The organism is Sinomonas sp. P10A9 (genome assembly GCF_041022165.1).
GTDB lineage: Bacteria > Actinomycetota > Actinomycetes > Actinomycetales > Micrococcaceae > Sinomonas > Sinomonas puerhi.
On record NZ_CP163302.1, the window covers coordinates 1,795,984 to 1,816,569 of the forward strand.

The 20,586-nt window shown below is 68.6% G+C and carries 17 protein-coding genes; 13 read left to right on the plus strand and 4 right to left on the minus strand.

The window, feature by feature from the left end; translation table 11 throughout:
* The first annotated feature begins 157 nt into the window (after positions 1 to 157).
* Positions 158 to 880, plus strand: coding sequence for a lysophospholipid acyltransferase family protein (locus AB5L97_RS08170; RefSeq protein WP_307956624.1), 723 nt, complete (start codon positions 158 to 160; stop codon positions 878 to 880).
* A gap of 31 nt (positions 881 to 911) precedes the next feature.
* Positions 912 to 2,309, plus strand: coding sequence for a class II 3-deoxy-7-phosphoheptulonate synthase (locus AB5L97_RS08175; RefSeq protein WP_369047141.1), 1,398 nt, complete (start codon positions 912 to 914; stop codon positions 2,307 to 2,309).
* A gap of 39 nt (positions 2,310 to 2,348) precedes the next feature.
* On the opposite strand, the gene pknB is transcribed toward AB5L97_RS08175, so the two are convergent.
* Entirely contained in the window at positions 2,349 to 4,391 is a 2,043-nt protein-coding gene (pknB, locus tag AB5L97_RS08180; protein ID WP_369047142.1) for a Stk1 family PASTA domain-containing Ser/Thr kinase, read from the minus strand.
* Between the two features lie 47 nt (positions 4,392 to 4,438).
* Positions 4,439 to 5,623 (minus strand): LysM peptidoglycan-binding domain-containing protein, encoded by a 1,185-nt coding sequence (locus tag AB5L97_RS08185; protein ID WP_369047143.1) that lies wholly within the window; start codon positions 5,621 to 5,623, stop codon positions 4,439 to 4,441.
* Between the two features lie 198 nt (positions 5,624 to 5,821).
* Between AB5L97_RS08185 and AB5L97_RS08190 the strand changes: the two genes are divergently transcribed.
* Positions 5,822 to 6,175 carry an Rv2175c family DNA-binding protein gene (locus tag AB5L97_RS08190; protein WP_307956740.1) on the plus strand — a complete coding sequence of 118 codons (354 nt, stop codon included), beginning with the start codon at positions 5,822 to 5,824 and terminating at the stop codon, positions 6,173 to 6,175.
* A gap of 27 nt (positions 6,176 to 6,202) precedes the next feature.
* Here AB5L97_RS08190 and AB5L97_RS08195 read toward each other — a convergent pair whose 3' ends face one another.
* Both AB5L97_RS08195 and AB5L97_RS08200 read right to left on the minus strand, forming a co-directional pair.
* The gene (locus AB5L97_RS08195) at positions 6,203 to 7,309 is read right to left on the minus strand and encodes a polyprenyl synthetase family protein (protein ID WP_423246833.1); all 1,107 of its coding nucleotides are present in this window, start codon (positions 7,307 to 7,309) and stop codon (positions 6,203 to 6,205) included.
* Between the two features lie 49 nt (positions 7,310 to 7,358).
* Positions 7,359 to 7,922, minus strand: coding sequence for a hypothetical protein (locus AB5L97_RS08200; RefSeq protein WP_369047144.1), 564 nt, complete (start codon positions 7,920 to 7,922; stop codon positions 7,359 to 7,361).
* Positions 7,923 to 8,008: 86 nt separating this feature from the next.
* Between AB5L97_RS08200 and dinB the strand changes: the two genes are divergently transcribed.
* The 10 genes from dinB to murD all read left to right on the plus strand — a co-directional run bounded on the left by dinB (position 8,009) and on the right by murD (position 20,583).
* Entirely contained in the window at positions 8,009 to 9,274 is a 1,266-nt protein-coding gene (gene dinB, locus AB5L97_RS08205; protein WP_369047145.1) for a DNA polymerase IV, read from the plus strand.
* A gap of 207 nt (positions 9,275 to 9,481) precedes the next feature.
* Positions 9,482 to 9,841, plus strand: a complete 360-nt coding sequence (locus AB5L97_RS08210; RefSeq protein WP_369047146.1) for a DUF3040 domain-containing protein — start codon at positions 9,482 to 9,484, stop codon at positions 9,839 to 9,841.
* 617 nt (positions 9,842 to 10,458) lie between these two features.
* Positions 10,459 to 10,890 (plus strand): division/cell wall cluster transcriptional repressor MraZ, encoded by a 432-nt coding sequence (mraZ, locus tag AB5L97_RS08215; RefSeq protein ID WP_307956618.1) that lies wholly within the window; start codon positions 10,459 to 10,461, stop codon positions 10,888 to 10,890.
* A gap of 171 nt (positions 10,891 to 11,061) precedes the next feature.
* Entirely contained in the window at positions 11,062 to 12,060 is a 999-nt protein-coding gene (gene rsmH, locus AB5L97_RS08220) for a 16S rRNA (cytosine(1402)-N(4))-methyltransferase RsmH (RefSeq protein ID WP_369047147.1), read from the plus strand.
* Positions 12,057 to 12,686, plus strand: a complete 630-nt coding sequence (locus tag AB5L97_RS08225; RefSeq protein ID WP_369047148.1) for a hypothetical protein — start codon at positions 12,057 to 12,059, stop codon at positions 12,684 to 12,686. The genes rsmH and AB5L97_RS08225 overlap by 4 nt, the downstream gene beginning before the upstream one ends.
* 169 nt (positions 12,687 to 12,855) lie before the next feature.
* On the plus strand, positions 12,856 to 14,619 hold the full coding sequence (locus AB5L97_RS08230) for a peptidoglycan D,D-transpeptidase FtsI family protein (protein WP_369047390.1): 1,764 nt from the start codon (positions 12,856 to 12,858) through the stop codon (positions 14,617 to 14,619).
* Positions 14,620 to 14,742: 123 nt separating this feature from the next.
* Positions 14,743 to 16,419 carry a UDP-N-acetylmuramoyl-L-alanyl-D-glutamate--2,6-diaminopimelate ligase gene (locus tag AB5L97_RS08235; protein WP_369047391.1) on the plus strand — a complete coding sequence of 559 codons (1,677 nt, stop codon included), beginning with the start codon at positions 14,743 to 14,745 and terminating at the stop codon, positions 16,417 to 16,419.
* Positions 16,416 to 17,921 carry a UDP-N-acetylmuramoyl-tripeptide--D-alanyl-D-alanine ligase gene (locus AB5L97_RS08240; protein WP_307956615.1) on the plus strand — a complete coding sequence of 502 codons (1,506 nt, stop codon included), beginning with the start codon at positions 16,416 to 16,418 and terminating at the stop codon, positions 17,919 to 17,921. The genes AB5L97_RS08235 and AB5L97_RS08240 overlap by 4 nt, the downstream gene beginning before the upstream one ends.
* Positions 17,918 to 19,027 (plus strand): phospho-N-acetylmuramoyl-pentapeptide-transferase, encoded by a 1,110-nt coding sequence (gene mraY, locus AB5L97_RS08245; RefSeq protein WP_307956614.1) that lies wholly within the window; start codon positions 17,918 to 17,920, stop codon positions 19,025 to 19,027. Before AB5L97_RS08240 ends, mraY begins: the two co-directional genes overlap by 4 nt.
* Positions 19,027 to 20,583 (plus strand): UDP-N-acetylmuramoyl-L-alanine--D-glutamate ligase, encoded by a 1,557-nt coding sequence (gene murD / locus AB5L97_RS08250; protein WP_423246848.1) that lies wholly within the window; start codon positions 19,027 to 19,029, stop codon positions 20,581 to 20,583. Before mraY ends, murD begins: the two co-directional genes overlap by 1 nt.
* Positions 20,584 to 20,586 lie beyond the last annotated feature (3 nt).

Below are 20,586 nucleotides of genomic sequence, written 5' to 3' on the forward strand. Positions count from 1 at the left end.
GACACTTCGCATCGCGTCCGGTACGACATCCTGCGTGGCGTGGGTGAAAGCGTGCGCTCGTGCAGTCCGCGTGACACTACAGTGAGTCGTGGAAGCGCGAGCGAGTCGAGGAAGCGCGCCCGTACAGCAGCGCCTCATACAGCAGAAGGGCCACGCCTTGGTCTACTGGATCCTCAAGCAGATCTTCATCGGTCCGCTCGTCAAGCTGCTCTTCAGGCCGTGGACGAAGGGCACCGCCAACGTGCCCTCGACGGGTGCCGCGATCCTCGCCTCGAACCACCTCTCCTTCTCCGATTCGATCTTCCTGCCGCTCATGGTGCGGCGCCCCGTGGTCTTCCTCGCAAAACAGGAGTACTTCACGGGGCACGGACTCAAAGGCTGGTTGACGGCGGCCTTCTTCCGCTACACGAACCAGTTGCCCATGGACCGCTCCGGCGGGGAGGCCTCGGCGGCGTCCCTTGAGACCGGCGCCCACGTCCTGCGCAGCGGCGGGCTCCTGGGCATCTATCCCGAGGGCACACGAAGTCCCGATGGCCGCCTGCACCGCGGGAAGGTCGGCGTTGCCCGGCTGGCCCTCGAGACGCGCGTGCCGGTCCTGCCGGTGGCTATGATCGGCACGGAGAAGGTCCAGCCGATCGGCCAGCGACTGCCGTCGATCCGGCGCGTGGGGGTCATCATCGGCCAGCCGATGGACTTCTCGGAGTTCTATGACCGCGCCGAGGACCGGAACGTCCAGCGCGAGGTGACCGACCGGATCATGCGCCAGATCCAACAGCTCTCGGCCCAGGAGTACGTCAACATGTATGCCGCGGACGTCAAGGCCCGGCTCGCCGAGGAGGCCGCCCAGCGCCGCACGGAGCGCCCACCGGCCGACTCATGAGCGCGAGGACCCGGCGGTGACTTAGCCTTGGGTGGTGACTGATCTTTCCGTAGCGCCCGCCGGCCGATTCACGAGCACCGCCCAGAGCGGCGCCGCCGACTACCCGGGTCTGGACAACTGGCGTTCCCTGCCCATCTCGCAGCAGCCCACGTGGTCCGATGCGGATGTCTTCAAGGCCTCGGTCAGCGAACTGTCGATCCTCCCGCCGCTCGTGTTCGCCGGCGAGGTGGACGTGCTCCGCGAGCGCCTCGCCGCGGCAGCCCAGGGCCGCGCGTTCCTCCTCCAGGGCGGCGACTGCGCCGAGACCTTCGAGGCCGCCACGGCGGACCGCATCAGCGCCCGCGTGAAGACGATCCTCCAGATGGCCGTGGTGCTGACCTACGGCGCGCAACTACCCGTCATCAAGATGGGCCGCATGGCGGGGCAGTTCGCCAAGCCGCGGTCGTCGGAAACCGAGACCCGTGACGGCGTGACGCTTCCCGCCTACCGCGGTGACATCGTCAACGGCTACGAGTTCACGCCCGAGACCCGCGCGCATGACGCAGCCCGCATGCTCCGCGCCTACCACACCTCGGCGTCGACCCTGAACCTCATCCGCGCCTTCACGCAGGGCGGCTTCGCCGACCTCCGGCTCGTGCATACGTGGAACAAGGGCTTCACGGAAAACCCGGCCCACGCGCGCTACGAGTCGCTGGCCCGTGAGATCGACCGCGCCATCAAGTTCATGGACTCGTGCGGAGTCGACTTCGACGCCCTGAAGCGCGTCGAGTTCTTCGCGAGCCACGAGGCCCTCCTGCTCGACTACGAGCGTGCGCTCACCCGCATCGACTCGCGGACGGGCCTCCCGTACGATACGTCGGCCCACTTCCTGTGGATCGGTGAGCGCACCCGTGAGCTCGACCACGCGCATGTCGACTACCTCTCCCGCGTGCGCAACCCGATCGGCGTCAAGCTCGGCCCCAAGACGACCGGCGACGACGCGCTGCGGCTCATCGACAAGCTCGACCCCGAGCGCGAGGCGGGCCGCCTGACCTTCATCACCCGCATGGGTGCCGGGAACATCCGGGAGAAGCTGCCGCCGGTCGTCGAGAAGGTCACGGCCTCGGGCGCGCAGGTCCTGTGGGTCACGGACCCCATGCACGGAAACACGGTCACGAGCCGCAACGGCTACAAGACGCGCCGCTTCGACGATGTCGTGGACGAGGTCCGCGGCTTCTTCGAGGTGCACGAAGGCCTCGGCACCGTCCCGGGCGGCCTGCACATGGAGATGACGGGCGACGACGTCGCCGAGTGCCTGGGCGGTTCCGACCCGATCGACGAGGCGGCCTTCGAGGACCGCTACGAGTCCGTGTGCGATCCCCGGCTGAACCACATGCAGTCGCTCGAGATGGCATTCCTGGTGGCCGGGGCTTTGTCCAAGCACCACTGACGTCGACAGGGCGTGGTGCCAGCGCGGCACCGGTAGGGCTCAGGCGACCGTGATCGTGATCGTCGAGCCCTCCGGCTGGGCGCCCGTCTTGTCCTGGCCCGCGACGAGGCCGAAGATCGGACGTCCGTAGGTATAGCTGCTCTTGACGGTGAACCCGGCGGCCTGCAGCAGCTGGGTCGCCTCCTTCTCGCTCTTGCCGAAGACATCGGGTACCTGAACGAGCTTCGGGCCCTTCGAGATGGTGAGGGTGACCTTGCCCCCCTTGGTGAGGGTGGCGCCGTCGACCGGATCCTGCGCGGCGACAGACCCCTTGGGCACGGTCTTGTCATTGACCTCGTCCGTCGAGACCACCGGGTCGAGTCCCGCGGCGCGCAGGGCCGCGAGGGCGTCGGACTGCGTCATCCCGACGACCTTGGGCACGGGAATCGGCTGCGGCCCCTTGGAGACGGTCAGCGACACCGTCGAGCCGTGGCGCAGAGGCGTTCCGGACGCGGGGTCCTGGGCGACGACGGTTCCGGAGGGCACGGTGTCGCTGTAAGTCTGCGTGATGGTCCCGACTGTGTCCTTCGCGGCGGTGATGGCCGCCTTGGCGTGATCAGCCGTTGCCCCGACGAGGTTCTCGAGCGGGAAGAGCTCGGGGCCTTTGGACACGAGGACATCCACTCCCTGAAACCTGCGGATCTGGGTCCCTGATGCTGGCATGCTGCCCACGATGAGCCCGGACGTGACGGCGTCGTCGAACACGTCCCGGGTCGAAAACGTGAGCCCCGCCTGCTCGAAGAGCGGGCGTGCCTGCTCGACGGTTAGGTCCTTGACGGGCGGCACGGTCGCGGCCGCTCCCGGCCCCACACCGAAGAACCACCCGGCCAGCGCCGCGAGAACGGCGAGGAGCAGGACGACGATCGCCCACACGGCACCGCGGCGCCGGCGGTTGCCGGGCAGGAGCGTGCGGGTCGGGGTCGCTGCGGCGGCGGCTGACTGCTTGGCCTCCTCGCGCTCAAGCCGACGCAGCTCGCGGCCCGTCGGGGCGTGCTCCGGCTGCGGCATGACGCTCGTGTGCTGCGTCGGGTACGCCGAGCCGATCACTTCCGTGCGGCCCGCGGGCAGCGCCTCGGTCTGGGTGCCGACGCCGGTCGGGGGCTGAGGGATGTATTGGGTCTGCGCGGAATCCGGTGCGGAATCCTGTGCGGAATCCGGTGCGGACTCCGGCGTGTGGGCGGCGTGCAGGTCGAGCTGGGCGTCTGTCAGGTGCGTCCGGATGTGCCTGATCTCGTCGAGGAGGGCCTCGGAGCTGACGGGCCGGTCCTCGGGATCGCGTGCCGACGTCCATTGCACGAGCTCATCGAGCTCCGGAGAGAGCCCTGGGACCAGCGCGGAGGGCGGCGGGACGTCCTGCGTGACATGCTGCATGGCGACCTGCACGGGTATATCGCCGCGGTAGGGCTGGTGGCCCGTGAGCAGCTCGTAGAGCATGATTCCGACGGAGTACAGATCGCTGCGGGCGTCGCTCCCGGTGCGCTGCACCAGCTCGGGGGCGATGTACCCGACGGTGCCCAGGGTGAGGCCGGTGTTGGTCGACGTCGTCACGGCGCGCGCGAGGCCGAAGTCGGCGACCTTGATCTGCCCCTTGTCCCCGAGGAGGACATTCTCGGGCTTGATGTCCCGGTGGATGAGCCCGGCCGCGTGGGCCGCTGTGAGGCCGTCCACGACCGCGTCGATGAGCGCGAGGGCCTGGCGCGGTGGAAGTGCTCCGCGCTCGTTGAGCAGGTCCCGCAGATTCCTGCCGGGCACATACTCCATGACGATGAAGAAGATCTCGTCGTCGTGTCCGCGGTCGAGCACGGAGACGACGTGCGGGTGCGAGAGCCGCGCGGCGGCTTTGGCCTCGCGCTCGAGCCGGTCCGCGAACGTCGGATCCTGGCTCAGATGGGGATGCAGGACCTTGAGGGCAACCTCTCGGTCGAGGTTCGTGTCCGTGGCAAGGTAGACAGTGGCCATGCCACCCATGGCAAGGCGCGATACCACGTGGTACCGCCCGCCCACGAGCGAGCCGACGAGCGCATCGCTCAGCTTTCCATTCACCCCACGATCCTAAGCGCTACGCCTTGAGTGCAGCCTGAGGCCGAGTCTCAGGAGAACGTGGCCTTGTGGGCCTTCACAGCGGCGACGTACTGCTTCGTGTCGTCGTACAGCCCATGCTTGGCGACCGAGTACTGGCCCTGGTAGTACCCGGCGATTGCGGTGTCCTCGTCCTTGCTCGTGCGGACGAGAGCACGGATGATCGCTACCCCGGCCGTGGCGTTGTCATAGGGGTCGAGCAGGTTGAGCGTCCGCCCCACCAGGTCGGAAGCCCACTGGCCCGAGGACGGAACGAGCTGCATGGCGCCGATCGCGTTCGCGGGCGAGACCGCGCGCTGGCTGAAGCCCGACTCCTGGTACGCGAAGGCCAGAGCGAGTGCTGGGTCGACTCCCATCCGGCGTGCGGTGTCCGTGATGATCTGCTTCATCTCGGCGCGGCTCGGCACGGGGGCGGCGTTCAGGAGCCTCTTGTTCTCGTTGGCGGACGCGACTGTTGCCGTCGGGTACTTGTACCCCATGAAGCTGTCGGCGACGAGCGGCTTGACGGGCTCCGACGAGGCGGGCGTCACGCTCGAGGCAGGTTCGGCGCTGCCGACGGGCACCGGTACTTTGAGGGTACGGCCCGCGTAGATGACGCTGGTGAGGCTCAGAGAGTTCGCGGCGAGCAGATCGCCCAGGGGTACGCTGAGGCGCGCGCTGATGCCGTAGAGCGTGTCCCCGGGCCGGATCGTGTAAGTCGTGCTCTGGGACGGCTGCATGGCGGCAGAGGCGGACGACGACGGGGGGCTGGCTGGCGCTGGCGGCGCACCGAGGAGTCGGATCACCTGCCCGGGGCGGATGATCGTCGACGGGGTCAGGCCGTTGAGGGCAAGGACGTCGGCGACCCCCAGGCCGTACTTGGCCGCGATCGCCGTCACGGTGTCTCCGGCGCGCACGGTGTGAGTTGCGGGCGGATCGGCCTGCAGCGATTCTCCCCGGGCGGGCCCCCCCTGCTGTGGAACCGCGAGGCGTGCGGGGACCAGTGCGGCGATCTCGGCCGCGGGCACCACGGCGGCCTGGCCCGTACGATCGGGGGCCGTCGAGATGGCGCCCTGACGCTGCACAGCGGGGGCCGTGGCAGATGCGGGTGCCGCAAGTGCCAGCGAGGAAAGGGCGACCACGGGAAGGACCGCTGTTGCCGCAACGAGGGGCAGGGGCTTGGCAGCAGTGGACCTGTTCGTGCCGGGCGTGCTCATCGGTCGACCTCCTTGAGCCGGGGGTGGTGTCACTGGTGTGAGGTGAGATACCGGAGATTCATGATGTGATTTGAGTGATTAATTTCGACTGATGTTACTAGAGTGACGATTGTGAATCTCTCACGATTAGCCAGCCCGCACAAGACAGCGGCAACCCCGGACTAGGTGGACAGGCCTGTGCCGTGGCAGGCTGGTGACGTGAGTGATATTGAAAATCTGGTGTCTGAATGGCTTCCCCTGCCGGACGTTGCGGAGCGACTCGGCTGCACGGTCACGAAGGTGCACGCCCTGCTGGATGAACGCGCCCTTGTTGCAGCGCGAGTCGGCGAGAAGAATGTCCGATCCGTCCCCGCACTATTTCTCGACGGGAATGCCATAGTGGACAGCCTCAAAGGAACCGTTGCTGTCCTAGTAGATGCGGGCTTCAGCGATGAAGAGCTGATCGGGTGGCTCTTCACACCGGATGAATCCCTGCGCGGCCGGCCCATCGACGCACTGCGCGAGGGCCGCAAGACCGAGATCCGCCGGCGGGCCCAGATCCTCGCCTGGTAGGAGTCCTGGCCTGACGGGCACCTGGCGTCAGGCGGCGCGTCGCACCGCCGCGAGGCCGAGGGCCTCGAGCGCGGCGCGCACGTCGACGTCGAGGTGGAGCCGGGCCAGAGCCGCGAAGGCTCTGCCCGAGAGCTCGTCGATGAGTCCCTCCACCGCGTTGAGCGCGCCCGTGGTGCTGATGATGTCCCGCAGCCGGTCGACGTCGTCGATCCCGAGGTCCTCACGCCCGAGCCCGCTTTCGAGCGTTGCCCCGGCGGCGCCGTCGGCCGCGTCGAGAGCGAGCGCGACGAGGACGGTCCGCTTGCCCTCGCGGAGGTCGTCACCGGCCGGCTTCCCCGTGGTCTGGGGGTCACCGAAGACGCCGAGCACGTCGTCGCGCAGCTGGAAGGCCTCCCCAAGCGGGAGGGAGAACGCCGAGTAGGCGGCCAGCAGGGCTTCGTCGGCCCCAGCGAGCGCCCCGCCGATGGCCAGAGGATGCTCCATGGAGTACTTCGCACTCTTGTACCGGATCACGTTCCTGGCGCGGACCACGGCGTCCTCGCGGGGACGGGTCCGGCCAGCCACTTCCTCGAGGATGTCGAGGTACTGGCCAGCCATGACCTCGGCCCGCATGGTGTTGAAGATCCGGCGAGCCGTCGTGGCCGGCCCCGCGGCGGGGCCGACAGCGGTGAACGCCTCCTCGCTGAACGAGAGGCACAGGTCGCCGGTCAGAATGGCGGCGGCGTGGCCGAAGCGCTCCGCGTCGAGGCCCCAGCCCGATGCTTCATGCAGGGCGGCGAACCGCTCGTGCACGCTCGGCGCACCCCTGCGGGTGTCCGAGCGGTCGATGATGTCATCGTGGATGAGTGCGGCGGACTGGAACAGCTCGAGCGCAACTCCCGCGCGGACCGGCTCCTCGGCGAGGACCGCACCGCCGGCCGCGCGCCAGCCCCAGTAGCCCAGGAGGGCCCGCAGCCGCTTGCCCCCGGAGGCGAGACCCGAGATCGCGTCCATGAGCGGCGCGACGTCGGCCGAGACGAGGTCCATCGCAGCCCGCTGGCCCTCGAGGAAGCCCTCGAGCTGCCCAGCGAGCGACTCCCGGTACGTCTCCTGCTCGGCCTCGAATCCGGAGGGATCCGGCTGCACTCGGTTCACGCTGCTCCTTGGCGGGGACGACTGCTTCAGTGACGGCTGAAGGGGACGGCTACTTCAGCGCGGATGGCGCCACGGAGATACTGACCGTCGCCACGGCTTGGCCGTTCGCGGTCACGACCGTGATGGTTGCCGTCTCCGAGCCGTTGGAGCGGATGAAGTCGCGCAGGAGGGTACCCGCGGAAGCCATCGCCGACGCCGCGCCGGTCGAGCTCGCGGCGGGGACCGCCGTGAAGCCCTGGTCCGTGAGGACCTTGGTGTAGTAGTCGAGCATCTCGGCTGCGGACGACTTGCTGCTCGATGCGACGAGGGACGCCACGGCGGGAGTCGTCGACGCGTCGAAGCTCGTCGCGAGGGCGGCGGCGCCGGGCATGAGCGGCAGGGTCTTCGACGGGAAGCCCGAGGCGATCGCGCTCACGGTCCCGCTAGCCGAAGCCGATGCCGACGCGGTGGCCCGCGAGGTCGAGGATGCGGAGGCCGAGGCGGAGCTCGAAGGCGGGGTGGTGCTCTGCCCCGACCCTGCGGTTGGGCCGCTGCAGGCAGCCATGGCGAGCGCGGCCGAAGCCAGCGCTGTGGCACCTGCAAGCCGACGAATCCTGTGGGTCGTGAGTGCCATCGAGATTCCGTGTACCTTCCGTGGGCCCATTGAGGTCCCGCCCAGTCTAGTGGGACCCGCTGACCCCGCCCGCCTACGATGGACTCGTGGAGACGCCGGATGTACCTCGGCCGGATGAGCCGCGGAGAGAGCCGCTCGACGCCCAGAGGCGCCGGGGGATCCTGCACGTTGACATGGACGCGTTCTTCGTCGCAGTCGAGCAGCGCGAACGCCCCGAACTCCGCGGCCGCCGCGTGATCGTGGGCTTCCCTGCGGAACGCTCTGTGGTCCTCTCCGCGAGCTATGAAGCCCGTGCCTTTGGCATCCGCAGCGCGATGCCCATGCTCATCGCGCTGCGGCGCTGCCCGGACGCAATCGTCGTCGAGCCCCGTCACCACCTCTACTACGAGGTGTCCAAGGAGCTCATGAAGGTCTTCGGGGATTTCACGGACCTCGTCGAGCCGCTCAGCGTCGACGAGGCGTTCCTCGACGTATCCGGCGCCGTCCGGCGGCTGGGCGCCGCTCCGGAGGAGATTGCCGCGCAGATCAAGACACGCATCCGGGCGGACCTCGGGATCACTGCGTCCGTGGGGGTGGCCGGCACGAAGTTCGTTGCGAAGATCGCCTCGGCGAGGTCCAAGCCGGATGGGCTGCTGGTGGTTCGACCCGAAGACACGGTCGCATTCCTCCATGCGCTTCCCGTGGGTGCGCTCTGGGGGATCGGAGGCAAGACGCAGGAGGTACTCGCGCGCCTCGGCATCCATACGATCGCCGATCTGGCCCACACGCCGGACTCGACGCTCAAGCGTTCACTCGGCGCTCCCGGTCTGCACGCCAAGGGCCTGAGCTGGGGCCTCGACGAACGAGCGGTGACCCCCGTGCGTGAGGAGAAGAGCATCGGTGCCGAGGAGACGTTCGCCGCCGACGTCACGGACGATGCCGCGCTCCGTGCCGAGCTCCTTCGGCTCGCCCATCGCGTTGCCGGACGGCTCAGGGCGCAGGGGGTCGCGGCGGCGACCGTGGTCCTCAAGCTGCGCTATTCCGATTTCTCGACGCTGTCCCGCTCGCATACCCTCACCGTGCCGACGGACAGCGCGCAGCATCTGTACTCGGCTGCCCGCCAACTGCTCGCTGCGCTGGGCAGCCGGCCTATGCCAGTGCGCCTCATCGGCCTTAGGGGCGAGCGGCTCGAGCGTGCCGCGGGCGCTCCACGGCAGCTGAGCCTGGACCGCATCGAGGACAACTGGCGCACTGCCGAGGAAACCCTCGACCGCGTGTCGGAGAAGTTCGGGGCTGGAATGATCCGCCCGGCCCGCCTCCTCGCCGAGCGGAGGGCCGCTGGTCACCGGGACGGGAGGCCTCCGCGGGGCTGAGACATCCGAACGCGTGAGTCTCCCTGTTGGAACCTACCCGGACGTCATATCCTTAAGGAACCTCGAATATTGGGAGCAGCGAGTCGGCTGGGGATTCAATCTGAGGCGGGTCGCAGCGGCTCGTCCGGCGAATGGAACCCGGAGCCGGTTCGATGCGTTGATGCAGGTGATGGGCCGTCCATCGTCCGCATGCGTGAAGGAGTCGCCATGCCTCTCTCGGAGCACGAACAGAAGATGCTGGAGCAGCTCGAGAAGCAGCTCCACGAAGAGGATCCGAAGTTCGCTGATTCCATGGGTGCCGATGCCCTGCGGACCTTCTCGACCAAGCACATTGTGCTGGGCGTCTTGGGCGTGATCGTAGGCATCCTCGTCCTCCTCGTCGGAGTGAGCATCCAGAACATCTTCGTGGGCGTTCTGGGCTTCCTGCTCATGGGAGCGAGTGTCTACTACGGAACACTTCGGCGTCCGGGGCGGCGCCTGCGCTCGGGCGGCTCGAAGCGCAGCAGCGGCGGTTTCCTCCACAGACTTGAAGCGCAATGGGAGGAACGCCGGCGCGAGGAGGGCTGACCCCGGCCTCCGGGCCCCTGTTGAGGCTCGTCGCGTCGTCTGAACGCGTCCCCGCAATCGCCTGGAACGGCTCGGCGTTCGCGTGGCCGATGCCTTGAGCGCATGAATCCCGACCCCACCTGACGGCCTGACTGCGCCCCGGAACTTCGGTTCCGGGGCGCAGTTGTCTGTCCGGGCGCAGTCGTCTGTCGGTCTCCATCCGGCCTACGGCGGCGGACACCCCACCTTTTTCCCACGCCAGTGCTTTCTCTCAGGGCCCCTGCTTCGTCCCCGGCACCCCACCTTCCTGACCGGGGATCGACTCTTGTTGCAGTCCTCCACTTTGCTCCCCGAACGGCGTCCGAACCCGTCCGAAGCGCCCGCCAGCGGGCTCGCGAAGGCTCTAGGGCGCCGTCGTGCGCCCTGGAACCTGGCGGCTTGGAAACGCACTCCACCACCCTCCACCGGTTCGGAAAGGCCCGGAAATCCGCGGAATGGTGGGGGAGTTTCTTGTACAGATGGTGCGACATGCGTGTCGGTACTCGTTGACGGGGGAGGGGAGTGGAGTAAAGTGGGGGTTGTTGGAGGGAAGTGGCGGCTAGGGACGTTCAGCCTCGGACGGACGGGTGGTGGTACCGATGTTGCTCGGTACGTATTCGCCGCGTCTGGACGAGAAGGGGCGGCTCATCCTCCCGGCGAAGTACCGCGACGAACTGGCCGAAGGGCTTGTTCTGACACGGGGCCAGGAGCGCTGCATCTACGTCTTCAGCCAGAAGGAATTTGAGAGAGTCCACGAGCAGATGCGGGAAGCCCCTATCTCCTCGCGTCAGGCACGGGACTACCTCAGGGTCTTCCTGTCTGGGGCTTCCGACGAGGTGCCTGACAAGCAGGGGCGCGTGACGATCCCCCAGAACCTGCGCAAGTATGCGGGTCTGGACCGGGACCTGGCCGTTATCGGCGTAGGGACCCGGGCAGAGATCTGGGACGCCCAGGCATGGGAGGACTACCTGTCCGAGAAGGAATCCTCCTTCTCGGAGACCGACGACGACGCACTGCCCGGGATCCTCTGATCCCGTTGGCTGGCCGAGATCTCCAGCCGCCTCGCAAGCCTCCCTGGCTCACCTTCCCCGGAGCCAGGCGGCCCACCGGCGCGGAGGGGGATCTGGGCACAGCCCACCGAACGGAACACGAGCAACGCGAGCCCGACACGACCGGGCGAACCAGACGAGGAGGAGAGGACGATGGCGGAAGACGAGCAGATCAAGCCGACGGCGGAACGCCACGTTCCGGTGCTCCTCGACCGCTGCGTGAACCTCCTCTCGGTCGGCGTCGAGGCGGCGGTGGCCGCGGGCCGGGCGCCTGTCGTCGTCGACGCAACCCTCGGCATGGGTGGCCACAGCGAAGCCATTCTCACGCGCTTCCCGACCGTGACCCTCGTGGGCATCGACCGGGACGAGCAGGCTCTGGCCCTCGCCGGAGCTCGGCTCGCACCGTTTGGCGCACGCGCAAAGCTCGTCCACGCGGTCTACGACGAAATCCCCGAGGTGCTCGAGGGGCTCGGCCTCGACGGCGCCGACGGCGTGCTCATGGACCTCGGGGTCTCCTCGCTGCAGCTCGACGAGCGCCAGCGCGGCTTCGCCTACTCGTACGACGCCCCGCTCGACATGCGCATGGACACGAGTCGTGGCATGACGGCAGCCGACGTGGTCAACACCTACAGTGTCGAGGACCTCACGCGGATCATCCGCTCGTGGGGCGAGGAGAAGTTCGCCGGCCGGATCGCGCGGAACATCGTCGCCGAGCGCGAGAAGGAGCCGTTCACCACGACGGGGCGCCTCGTTGAGGCGATCCGCGCCGTCGTGCCGGCAGCAGCGGCAAGGACTGGGGGACACCCGGCCAAGCGTACGTTCCAGGCGCTCCGGATCGAGGTCAACGAGGAGCTCGACGTCCTCTCACGGGCCGTGCCCGCCGCCATCGACGTCCTGCATCTGGGCGGCCGAATCGTGGTCATGAGCTACCACTCGCTCGAGGACCGGATCGTGAAGACCGCTCTTCAGTCCAGGAGCCGCTCGAGCGCGCCTCCCGGATTCCCGGTGGAGCTCGAGGAACACCGCCCCGAACTCAAGACGATCACCAAGGGAACAGAGACGCCGACGGAAGCCGAGATCGCGGAGAATCCCCGCGCAGCCTCGGCGCGCCTGCGGGCGGCACAACGGATCAGGACGAGGAGTGGAAGATGAGCGCAGCAGCACAGGGGACGGCGGCCGTGGCCGGCACGTCTGCCCTCAGGGCGGCCCCGGGGCGCCCGTCATCGGCGCCCGCCCCGCGCCGGGCACCTCTGTCCTTGGTCCGCTCGCTTCCGCTGCGCCGTCGCGCGCCGTTCGCGGTCTTCTGCCTGGGAGTGCTCGGAGCAGCACTCCTCGCTGTGCTCGTGCTCAACGTCTCCGTGTCCACAGGCCAGTACCAGCTGGTCCAGCTCCGCAGCGAGCAGCTCACCCTTGAGAAGCAGAACCAGGATCTGACACAGCGCGTGCAGAACTACGAGGCTCCCCAGAATCTGGCTGCCCGCGCGGCACAATATGGAATGGTCGCTTCGACGTCCAATGGACAGATTGACCTGAAGACACTCGCGGTGACCGGCGAGGCCAAGGCGGCGCAGAAGGGCACCCCCCAGGGCGCCACGATCGCGCCGCCCGCGGTTCCGGGACAGATTGCTGCCGTGCCGGCTGCGACGACCAAGGATCCGCTCGAGGCGAAGGCTGCCAGCGCGGCGGCTTCCGCCGCCGCGAAGACGGCTGACAAGCCAGCGGTCGATCTGCATGGCGGGTCCATTCCGGCACCCGCGCAGAAGGCTCCGGGCCAGTAGGCACAGCGGCCCACGGTCTTCGTGCGCGGCGGGCCGAGTGTGAGGCCAGAGCACCGAGATCCGAAGGGCAGGGAAAAGCGTGGCAAGAACGAGTTCGGATGCACGGCGCACCGGCCCGCGTAGGGGAGAGCGGCCCGACGACCGCGCCTCCCGGCACGCACGCACTGGTGTGCGACGGCTCAGGCTCGGCCTCGTGGCCATGCTCGCGCTCCTGATCCTCATCGGCGGCCGCCTCGTTCTGGTCCAGGGCCTGGACGTGGGCGGAATGGCCGAGGCGGCGGTGACCAAGAGGCTGCAGAAGACAGTGCTGCCGGCCGCACGCGGCCAGATCGTCGACTCGCAGGGCGCCGTGCTCGCCTCGAGCGTCGTCCGGTACAACATCACGGTCGACCAGAGGATCGCCTCGGCCAAGGACTTCACCGACCTCGACCGGAGCGTCGACGCGGGGGACGGTAGCAAGAAGGTCGTCAAGATCCCCCGCACCCAGGCGCTGCAGGAACTCTCCAATGCCCTCGGCAAGTCCGTCGCCGACGTGACCACGTCGATCACGGGGGACAAGCCATTCAACTACGTGGCCCGCAACGTGACGCCTGACACCGAGGCGACCGTCATGGGCATCGGTTTCCCGGGCATCCTCTCCGAGGGGGTGACCCAGCGCGTCTACCCCAACGGTGCCGTGGGTGGCAGCTTCGTCGGATTCCTCGGCTCGGACGGCACTGCCCTCTCAGGGCTCGAGCAGACCCAGGACGACGTCCTCAAGGGCCAGGACGGTTCACGGGAGTACGAGATCGGCGCCGACGGGCTCCGCATCCCTGTCGCAACAGACAAGCTCACCCCGGCGCAGGACGGCAAGACGGTCCGGCTCACCATCAACTCGGACCTGCAGTACTTCACCCAGCAGGCCATCCAGACGCAGGCCGACAAGTACAAGGCGGAATGGGGCGTCGCGATCGTCATGGACGCCAAGACGGGGAACATCCTGGCCATGGCCGACTCCAATTCGGTCGATCCGAACGATCCGGGCAAGTCCGCCGCGAAGGACCGCGGCGTGCGCGCTGTGACCGCGGCCTACGAGCCCGGGTCGGTGGAGAAGACGATCACTATGGCGTCGCTCATCCAGGAGGGCAAGGCCAACCCGCTCTCCGAGTACACCATTCCCCCGACGTATACGATCGATGGCCAGACGTTCGCCGACGCGTTCACGCACGGCACCGAGCACCGTACGCTCGCGGGCATCCTGGGGTACTCGATGAACACGGGAACCGTCATGGCTGGCAAGGAGCTCTCGCCGCAGCAGCGCTACGACTGGTTCACGAAGTTCGGCATCGGGCAGCCTGTCGACATCGGCCTGCCCGGCGAGGCGTTGGGTATCCTCCATACGCCGCAGGAGTGGGATACACGCCAGCAGTACACTGTCCTGTTCGGCCAGGGCGTGACCCAGTCCACTCTTCAGACGGCCCGCGCGTATGGCGTCATCGCCAACGGTGGCGTCATGGAACAGCCCCGGCTCATTGACGCCTATGTCGGCCCGAACGGCCAGACGGAGAAGTTCCAGACGGCGGCGCCCCAGCAGGTGGTGAGCCAAAACACGGCGCAGCAGGTTCGGGACATGCTCGAGAGCAACGTCACCGCCGGTGAGGTCAAGCCCGCAGCCATCGACGGCTATCGCGTCGGCGCCAAGACCGGCACCTCGGAGGCGCCGCGCGAGGACGGGGTTCCCGGATTCGACGGCGTCACCTCGTCCCTCATCGGCATGGCGCCGATGGAGGACCCGCGGTACGTAGTTGCCGTCGTTATCCAGAGGCCCCAAGGGGACATCTTCGGAATCGGCAACGCCGACGTATTCCGCTCCGTGATGTCCCAAACGCTCCACAAGTACGGTGTCCAGCCGTCCACGGGCACGCCCGTGAAGCTGCCGCAGTACGCCCAGTGACCGGGCCGTGACACGCGGGCGGTGACCCGGCCCGGGGCCATCAGGGCCCGGAGAGGTCTGAGCGGCCTCCGATATAGAGTTGGAATCTCCCGAACAATGAAGGTGAACGTGAGCGATCAGCCCATGCCCTCGGGCAGGAGCGTGCCCCCCGGGGACGCGCAGCATGACAGTCAACAGGCCATCAGGCCAACCCACGTTGAGCCTGTTCCGCTCACGCAGATCGCGACGCTCGTCGGGGTGCCCACCACCGGACTCGAGAGCGCGGATCCGGCGACCGGTGCGAGCCTCGATTCGCGTGCCGTGCAGCCCGGTGACCTCTACTTCGCGCTTCCCGGAGCGTCCCGCCACGGCGCCGACTTCGCGCGGCAGGCGGTCGACGCCGGCGCCGTCGCCGTGCTGACTGACGAGGAGGGCGCGCGCCAGATCGCCCTCGCCGAGTCCCTCGAGGGCGTGCCGGTGCTCGTGATCGACAGGCCGCGTTCGGCGGTAGGGCCGGTGTCCGCGCGGATCTACGGCACGCCGCGCGCCGGTGCAGGGGATGCCGGCATGCTGCTCCTCGGCGTCACCGGAACGAACGGCAAGACCACCACGTCCTACTTCATGAACTCCCTCCTGCGCGCCCTAGGGCACCGCACGGGCCTCATCGGAACCATCGAGATCTCCGCGGGCGGCGAGGCGATCCCGAGCCGGCTCACCACGCCTGAGTCCACCGACCTCCACGCCCTGCTTGCCCTCATGCGCGAGCGGAGCGTCACGGCGGCCTCGATGGAGGTTTCCTCGCACGCGATCGAGTTCGGCCGCATCGACGGGGTCCGTTATGACGCGGTGGGCTTCACCAACCTCACCCAGGACCACCTCGACCTCCACGGGACGATGGACGAGTACTACGCGGCGAAGGCGGAGCTGTTCACGCCCGGGCGGGCAGGGCGCGCCGTAGTGACGGTCGACGACGAGTGGGGCCGCCGCCTCGCGGTCGAGGCGCCGATTCCGGTCACCACTCTCAGCACGGGCGCGGGCGAGGACGCGGACTGGACGGTCGGGGCGATGACGCCCTCCGGAGTGGGCACAGCGTTCGAGCTCCACCACCGCGGGGGTGACGTGCTCCGGATGCGCACGGGCCTGCCTGGAGCGTTCAACGTCGCGAACGCTGCCCTCGCAGCGCTCCTCGTGATCGCCGCGGGAGTGTCCCCGGCGGAGGTCCAGGGGGCACTCGACGCGGCCGACCCGTTCACGCTCGAGGTTCCGGGGCGCATGCAGCTCGTCGGGACCGCGCCGACCGCAATCGTCGACTTCGCCCACAACCCGGATGCGCTCGAGCGCGCCCTCGCTGCGGTGCGCCCCGCGGACAAGGCGGGGCGCGTCGTCGTCGTCTTCGGGGCGACCGGCCAGCGCGACCAGGGGAAGCGGCCCGTCATGGGAGCGGTGGCCGTGCGCGGCGCGGACGTCATCGTCGTGACCGATGACGATCCGCACGACGAGGACGCCGCCGCCATCCGGGCCGAGGTCACTGCAGGGGCCCGTGCTGAGGACGCCGAGCACGGCTTGGGCCGGCGGATCGATGAGGTCCACCCGCGCGCGGAGGCCATCCGCCACGCAGTGGCCCTCGCGGAGCCCTCAGATGTGATCCTTGTCGCGGGCCGTGGGCACGAGGTCTTCCAAGAGGTCAAGGGCGTCAACATCGCCCTCGACGACCGGACCGAACTGCGGCAGGCCCTCGTGGATCACGGCTATCCCGTGGTTCCCGCCGCGCCGGGATTCCCGTCTGAGGGCCCGGGCGCACTAGAGTCCGAAGCGCAATGATTGACTTCACAGCGGCGCAGATCGCCGAGATCACGGGCGGGCGGCTGGTCGCGGACCCCGCTATCGTCCCCCAGAACGTCGTGACCGACTCCCGCGAGGTCGGGCCCGGCTCGCTGTACGTTGCCAAGCCGGGCGAGCACGCCGATGGCCACGCCTTCATCGGCGCAGCGTTCGCCGGCGGGGCCGTCCTGACGCTCTGCGAGCGGGAGGTGACGGATGACGACGGCGCGGCCTACCCGTGCGTCGTCGTACCGGACGCCGTTCTCGCGATGGGCGCGCTCGCGAAGGCGGCCGTGGACCGGATCCGCTCGGCGCGTGCGGAACGCGGCGAGGAGTTCACGGTCGTGGGCATCACCGGCTCCGCGGGGAAGACCACCACGAAAGACCTTCTCGCTGGCATCTTCCGCTCGAGCTCAGCCGGATCGGCCTCGGCGACATCGACCGTGGCTCCCCAGGGCTCGTACAACGGCGAGGTCGGTGTCCCGCTCACGGTCTTCCGCGCGGATGCGTCCACGCGATACCTCGTCATCGAGATGGGCGCCACAGGGATCGGCCACATCACCTACCTTGCGGAGATGGTGAAGCCGGACATCGGCGTCGTGCTGTTCGTCGGAACGGCCCATGCGGGCGAGTTCGGCGGTGTCGAGAACATCGCCACGGCCAAGGGCGAACTCGTCGAGGCCCTCTCGCCCGCGGGGACCGCCGTCATCAATCTGGACGATCCCCGCGTCAGAGCCATGGAGCCCCGCACGCGCGCGAAGCTCGTCTTCTTCACGTCACACCCAGAGGCGGCGGGGGAGGCCAGCCAGCGCGGCACAGTGGTGGCTGCGCACGGCGCGACGGTCGACGCCGGTGGGTCACCGGTGTTCGACCTCGCCATCGGCTCGGAGCCGCCCGTCCACGTGGCGAGCCGCCTCATCGGCGCCCACCACACCGCCAACCTCCTCGCCGCCGCCGCCGCCGCGCACGCCGCGGGGATCCCGGTGCCGCAGATCGCCGAGTCCCTCTCGGCGCAGGGCCCCGGCAGCCGCTGGCGCATGCAGCGCACGGAACGCCCGGACGGCGTCACGGTCATCAACGATGCCTACAACGCCAACCCCGAGTCGATGCGCGCCGCCCTCCAGGCCCTCGCCGACCTCGGCCGCGGCCGGCGCACGTGGGCTGTCCTGGGCGCGATGCTCGAGCTCGGCAGCGAGTCGATCCCGGCCCACACCGCGGTCGGAACCCTCGTGGTGCGCCTGAACATCGACCGCCTCGTCGTGGTCGGGCGGGAGGCGCGCGCGCTGTACGTCTCTGCGGTCAACGAAGGCTCCTGGGGCAACGAGACCACCTTCGTCGAGGACGCAGACGCTGCGTACGCACTGCTCGAGTCGGAGCTCCTCCCAGGGGACCTGGTCCTCGTCAAATCCTCGAATGGCGTCGGGCTGGGACTCCTCGGCGATCGGATAGCATTGGCGGCAGCTGACGGGTCAACGCCACACTCAGGAACGGAGCTGACGTGATCGCACTGCTGATCGGCGGTGGTCTGGCGCTTGTCTTCGGGCTGGTCGGGACCCCGCTCTTTATCCGTCTGCTGGTCCGCAGAGGCTACGGGCAGTTCATCCGCGACGACGGCCCCACGAGCCACCACACCAAGCGTGGAACCCCCACCATGGGCGGTGCAGTGTTCGTGCTCGCCTCGGTGGTCGCGTACTACCTCACGCACCTCGTCCTGTGGCTCCTGAACCCGGCATCGACCGGACCCACGATCACCGCAGCCCTCCTGCTGTTCCTGATGGTCGGCATGGGAATCGTGGGCTTCCTCGACGACTTCATCAAGATCTCGAAGCAGCGTAGCCTCGGCCTGAGTGCCCGGGCCAAGCTCATCGGGCAGGGTCTCGTGGGCGTGGTGTTCGCGGTGCTCGCGCTCCAGTTCCCCGATGGCCGCGGCCTGACCCCCGCCTCGACCCACATCTCGTTCCTGAGGGACATCCCGTGGCTGAACCTCGCTTTCGGCGGCACCGTCCTGGGAGCGATCCTGTTCGTGATCTGGTCCAACCTGATCGTCACGGCCGCGAGCAACGGAGTGAACCTCACCGACGGGCTCGACGGACTTGCTGCCGGTGCGTCGATCATGGTCTTCGGCGCCTACACGCTCATGGGGATCTGGCAGAGCAATCAGGCCTGCGGGTCCGCGAGAGTCATCGGATCCGTCTGCTACGGCTCGCGTGACCCGCTGGATCTGGCCCTTCTGGCAGCCATCATGAGCTCGGCCCTCGTCGGGTTCCTGTGGTGGAACACCTCGCCGGCCAAGATTTTCATGGGTGACACGGGCTCCCTCGCGATCGGGGCGGCGATCGCTGGCTTCGCGATCCTGTCCCGCACGGAGCTGCTGCTGGTCATCATCGGCGGGCTGTTCATGGTCATCACGCTGTCGGTGATCCTGCAGGTCGGGTACTTCAAGGCAACCAGGGGCAAGCGGCTGTTCAAGATGGCGCCGCTCCAGCACCACTTCGAGCTCAAGGGCTGGGCAGAGGTGACCGTGGTGGTCCGCTTCTGGATCGTCTCCGGCCTCTGCGTCGCAGGCGGGCTCGCCGTCTTCTATGCAGAGTGGGTGGCAGGGCTGTGATCGGGAAATCTTCCTCAGCATCGGCGGAGACCGCAGCCCGGCTGGCGTCGCTCACATCGTGGGACGCCGACTGGTCTGGCCTGCGGGTCGTCGTCGCGGGCATCGGCGTCTCTGGCTTCGCGGCGGCGGACACGCTCATCGAACTCGGTGCCAGCGTCGTGGTCGTCGACGCGTCGGTGACTGAGCGGACCCAAGCGCAGGCGGAAACCCTCCGGATTGTCGGTGCACAGGACGTCCTGCTCGGCCCGGACGCCGTCGAGCATGTTCCTGCGGTCGACGGCGCGCAGCCGGACCTCGTCGTGACCTCTCCCGGGTGGAGGCCTGACCAGGCCATGCTCGCGGAGGCGACGCGCAGGGCCATCCCGGTGTGGGGCGATGTCGAACTCGCGTGGCGCCTGCGGAGCCGCCGAGGGAAGAAGGCCGCGGACTGGCTCACGATCACCGGGACGAACGGCAAGACGACGACGGTCGGCATGGCCGAATCGATGCTGCGGGCAGCAGGCCTCACGGCCGTCGCAGTAGGCAACGTGGGCAAGCCCATCCTCGACGCGCTCCGCGAACCCGTCGAGTACGACGTGTTCGCCGTCGAGCTCTCGAGCTTCCAGCTGCACTGGGCGAACTCCCTCTCGCCGGTTGCGTCCGTCGTCCTGAACGTGGCCGAGGACCACGTCGACTGGCACGGCTCCTATGAGGGCTACCTCGCGGACAAGGCCAAGGTCTACGCGAACACCCAGAAGGCGTGCATCTACAACGCCGAGCAGATCGAGACCGAGCGGATGGTCGAGGACGCAGACGTCATCGAGGGCTGCCGCGCCGTTGCGTTCACCACCGGAACCCCCGCCGTGAGCATGCTCGGGGTCGTGGACGGGCTGCTCGTCGATCGTGCCTTCATCGAGGAACGCCGCGAGCACGCTGCCGAACTCGGCGCGCTGACGGACCTTGGTCCCTCTGCGCCGCGGCACATGGTGGCCAACGCGCTTGCCGCGGCTGCGCTTGTCCGTGCCTACGGAGTGGAGCCCGCCGCAGTCAAGGCGGGACTGCAGGCCTACCACCCGGGCGACCACCGCATCCAGCCGGTCGCCGCGGCAGGGGGAGTGGTCTGGGTCAACGACTCCAAGGCGACCAATCCGCATGCCGCATCGGCCTCGCTCTCCGCCTTCGATCATGTCGTATGGATCGCCGGTGGCCTCTCCAAGGGCGTCGCGTACGACGAGCTCGTCTCCCGGCACGCGGGAAGGCTGCGCGCCGTCGTCCTGATCGGTCTGGACAGCTCAGAGCTCGCCGGAGCGCTCGCGCGACACGCGCCGAATGTCCCGGTCTTCCCCGTGGATGCGGGTCAGACTGGTGACGACCAGCCCGCAGGCGGATCCCTGACTGGACGCGAGATCATGGCGCGGGCCGTGGAACTCGCCGCCGCCCACGCGGAGCCGGGCGACACGGTGCTCATGGCGCCCGCAGCGGCCTCGATGGACCAGTTCGTCTCGTACGCCGAGCGTGGGGCGGCCTTCACCGAGGCTGCGCGGGCTGCGGCAGCCCGGGAGACGACCGAGGAGTAGGAC

Excerpts from the sequence above, each read along its gene's own strand:
- AB5L97_RS08185 (WP_369047143.1), bottom strand. The coding sequence starts at position 5,623 with ATGAGCACGCCCGGCACGAACAGGTCCACTGCTGCCAAGCCCCTGCCC.
- AB5L97_RS08200 (WP_369047144.1), bottom strand. The coding sequence starts at position 7,922 with ATGGCACTCACGACCCACAGGATTCGTCGGCTTGCAGGTGCCACAGCG.
- AB5L97_RS08210 (WP_369047146.1), top strand. The coding sequence starts at position 9,482 with ATGCCTCTCTCGGAGCACGAACAGAAGATGCTGGAGCAGCTCGAGAAG.
- mraZ (WP_307956618.1), top strand. The coding sequence starts at position 10,459 with ATGTTGCTCGGTACGTATTCGCCGCGTCTGGACGAGAAGGGGCGGCTC.
- rsmH (WP_369047147.1), top strand. The coding sequence starts at position 11,062 with ATGGCGGAAGACGAGCAGATCAAGCCGACGGCGGAACGCCACGTTCCG.
- AB5L97_RS08225 (WP_369047148.1), top strand. The coding sequence starts at position 12,057 with ATGAGCGCAGCAGCACAGGGGACGGCGGCCGTGGCCGGCACGTCTGCC.
- AB5L97_RS08235 (WP_369047391.1), top strand. The coding sequence starts at position 14,743 with ATGCCCTCGGGCAGGAGCGTGCCCCCCGGGGACGCGCAGCATGACAGT.
- AB5L97_RS08240 (WP_307956615.1), top strand. The coding sequence starts at position 16,416 with ATGATTGACTTCACAGCGGCGCAGATCGCCGAGATCACGGGCGGGCGG.